The sequence below is a fragment of the Mycobacterium persicum genome, from assembly GCF_002086675.1.
GTDB lineage: Bacteria > Actinomycetota > Actinomycetes > Mycobacteriales > Mycobacteriaceae > Mycobacterium > Mycobacterium persicum.
In genome coordinates, this window is record NZ_MVIF01000194.1 from 1 (window position 1) to 3,193 (window position 3,193).

Annotated in this window: 3 protein-coding genes and 1 pseudogene; 3 read left to right on the forward strand and 1 reads right to left on the reverse strand. The window is 66.5% G+C overall.

The features are described from left to right. Positions 1–600: PE family protein (locus BST40_RS27580; protein WP_142276839.1), on the reverse strand; the 600-nt coding region annotated here is incomplete at its 3' end. Between the two features lie 330 nt (positions 601–930). Here BST40_RS27580 and BST40_RS27590 point away from each other — a divergent pair. From BST40_RS27590 to BST40_RS27600, 3 genes and pseudogenes are all read left to right on the forward strand, one after another. Beyond that, positions 931–1,119 (forward strand): hypothetical protein, encoded by a 189-nt coding sequence (locus BST40_RS27590; protein WP_075549857.1) that lies wholly within the window; start codon positions 931–933, stop codon positions 1,117–1,119. 280 nt (positions 1,120–1,399) lie between these two features. Further along, the gene (locus tag BST40_RS29085; protein WP_158006393.1) at positions 1,400–2,377 is read left to right on the forward strand and encodes an NAD(P)H-hydrate epimerase; all 978 of its coding nucleotides are present in this window, start codon (positions 1,400–1,402) and stop codon (positions 2,375–2,377) included. Between the two features lie 261 nt (positions 2,378–2,638). Further along, positions 2,639–3,193: pseudogene (locus BST40_RS27600) on the forward strand (LOG family protein); the annotation flags it as partial.

Below are 3,193 nucleotides of genomic sequence, written 5' to 3' on the forward strand. Positions count from 1 at the left end.
GCCCAACAGCAGGCCGCCGGCTCCGCCGGCCCCGCCGTTACCACCAGCACCGTTAAAGATCCCGCCGTTTCCGCCGACCCCGCCGGCGCCGCCGTTGCCGATCAACCCGGCTGCCCCGCCGTTGCCGCCGTTGTGGTTGGGCGCCCCCGACCCGCCGGCTCCGCCGTTGCCGTACAGCAGGCCGCCGGGCGCGCCGTTGGCCCCGGTGCCCGGGGCCCCGTTGGCGCCGTTGCCGATGAGTGGGCGACCCAGCACGGCCAGGGTCGGCGCGTTGATCACATTGAGCAGGTCCTGCTCCACCGCTTGCAGAGGCGAGACGTTGGCGGCCTCGGCGCCGGCGTAGGAGCCCGCTGCCCCCGTCAATGCTTGCACGAACTGGTCATGCAGCACGGCCATCTTGGCACTGAGCGCTTGGTAGTCCTGACCGTGCGAACTGAACAATGCCGCGATGGCCGCGGACACTTCGTCGGCACCCGCGGCCAGTACCGCCGCCGTCGGCCCCGCTACCGCCGCGTTCGCAGCGCTCACCGCCGACCCCATCGTGGCCAAATCCGCGGCCGCGGCAGCCATCATCTCCGGCGCAGCGATCACAAACGACATTGCCATCTCCTCACCCGCCGAACTCGACGACTCAGTGGTGCAGCGGCCATATGGGCGGCTGCGCGCTGCGGTAATTGCGGTGGTGCAATTGGATTCGACATCAGCAACCTGCCGCCTGCTGCGGGCAGAGCAGATCACCGACCTTTCTGCTTAAGGCGAGCGTAATTTTGTTTCAGCCCCACGATCGGTCTTTCAGGCAGCTTTCAGCGGGCCCACAGCTAATGCTCGGGATGGCGGAACCCCTCTCGGCCGGTCGATGAATGCCTGCCGGGCCGAGGCACCACCGGGGCGTCGGACGCTGGTATCGACATACCGGCGCACTCGGCGACCTTGGACAGCGAAATCGCCGGTCCGCCAATCATTGTCGTCCGCGATGGCCGCGACGGGCCCGGCACCGGATTTCGCGCCGGCCTGACCGAGAAGCCCGGGTCGGCCCTGGGTCGTGTGAATCCGTCGTCGAACCCGAATGCCGCCGGGCGCCAGCATGTGCGCGTTGCCGACGCTATGGCCACGCGCTGAGGTAAACCCATGTCAGCGTTGGACTCCCCGGAGTAGCGTGATGCCGGCCGCAGTGAAACCCGAATGCACCAAACCAGGAGTGACGATTGGTCGCCACAATCGAGGCTGAGCCGGTTGAGCGGCCGCCGACTGCGGACCCGGTCCGCGCAAATCCCGGACGAGCCGGCAAGCGCACGAGCGATGCCACTTCGGGTCCGAACCCGCCGAGGGCGGTCAGGTTCCCAAGCGACCAATGCTTCGGTGTCCCAACGCCGAACCACAACATGATGGGCGCAACGACATGATCTCGATCACCGTGGCAGAACTGGCAGACCTGCTGGTGGAGACCGGCGAACGACACCATCAGGCTTACGCCGACACCGACGGTGCCGACCCTGAGTGGGCCCTGTGGTACAGCGGTTACCTGCAGTCGCGGCTGTGGGACCGCGCCGGGCGGTTGCCGTCCCGGAGCCAGCTGGTCGGGCTGCTCCAATCCGCCGAGCGGCGCTACGGCGACGCCGAAGACTGGCCAGCGCGATACGCGGGTCACCTACTGGCCGGGCTCGACGTGAGTGGGCCGTCCGGCGAGGTGTTTCCCACCGTGGTTGCCGACGACATCGGTTGGCTGACCAGGGTGCAGATGGTCGAGGTGGACCGCGTGATGATGCAGGACTTGCGTATCGACCTGATTCAGATGATGGAGAACGCCGGTCACCGGCTGGCCCGTTTGGTGCTCGCCATGGCCGCGCCCGACCGGGTCGCCGTGGTCGCGGGTTCCGGCGGCAATGGGGGCGGCGGTCTGGTGGCGGCCCGGCATCTCGCCAATGCAGGCGTCGACGTCGTGGTGACGCTGGGCGGTCCGGCAGACCAGCTGAGCCCGGTGCCGGCACACCAGTTCGACATTCTGCGGCGCATGAAGGTGGCCACCAGCGACACCGTCGTCGATGCCGACCTCACCGTGGACGCGCTGATCGGCTACTCGCTGCGGGGCGCACCACGGGGGCGCGCCGCCGAACTGATCGCCGCGATGACGTCCGCCCGTTCGGTGGTCGCGCTGGACACGCCTAGCGGACTTGACGTCACATCGGGAGAGGCGCCCGGAGATGTCGTCAGCGCCGATGCAACACTGACATTGGCGCTGCCCAAGATCGGTATGCGCAACGCACCGCAGGTCGGTGCCCTCTACCTCGCCGATATCTCGGTGCCCCGGTCGGTCACCGCCGCGCTCGGTCCGCAACCACCCGACTTTTCCTCCTCGCCGATCCTGCGGGTGCTCTGACGCCGCAGCCACCACGAAACATTCTGCACCGCTTGCTGATTCATATGTCCGACGCGGCCAGATCAGCGGGGCCGACGTCTGCATATCCCAGCGGCGGTCGATATTGGTCGGCGCGAAGATTACCGGCAAACCGGCCGCATTCGTTTTAGTTTGTTCTTCAAAAGATTTCATGAACGGTGCGGTTGCTCTGGTGAAGCGATGTGGTCTACCGGAGTCCGCGTGTTCAGCCGACCAATGACCAGATGAAAGTGCTGAGTTCCGATGCCGAACCTCGAAGTTCCGTTTCAGCCGCTCCGCAACTCGTTGTACACGTCACTGGAGCTGATGAGTGGTTTCGAGCCGCACCGCCCACTCAGCTTCGCCGAGACATTGGACTTCCGCTCGTATCGCTACTTCACCGCCAACGGCGGCGCATGTCCCACCGATCCCTACGCCGGGATGATGCAGGCGCTGCATGACCACTCGATCATGCGCGCCCTCACGGTGTTTTTCCACAGCGTCAAGTCGCCCACGGTGGCCATCATGGGCGGCCACGACGAGACGCGCGTGACCCCGAACTACGCGAATGTGGCACGGATCGCGCGGACATTGACCCAGTGCGGCTGCCTGGTGGCAAGCGGTGGCGGGCCCGGCGCCATGGAGGCCACCCATTTGGGCGCAATGCTCGCCAACGCGTCGGACCAAGATGTGACCGACGCATTGAAACACTTGCAGAACCAGCCGACGCTGCCCGACAGTGCGACAGTGGTCTCCTGCACCGGCGAGATCGATACCGAGATCGTGCGCCAGTTGCACGATTGGGCGGCGCCCGCATAC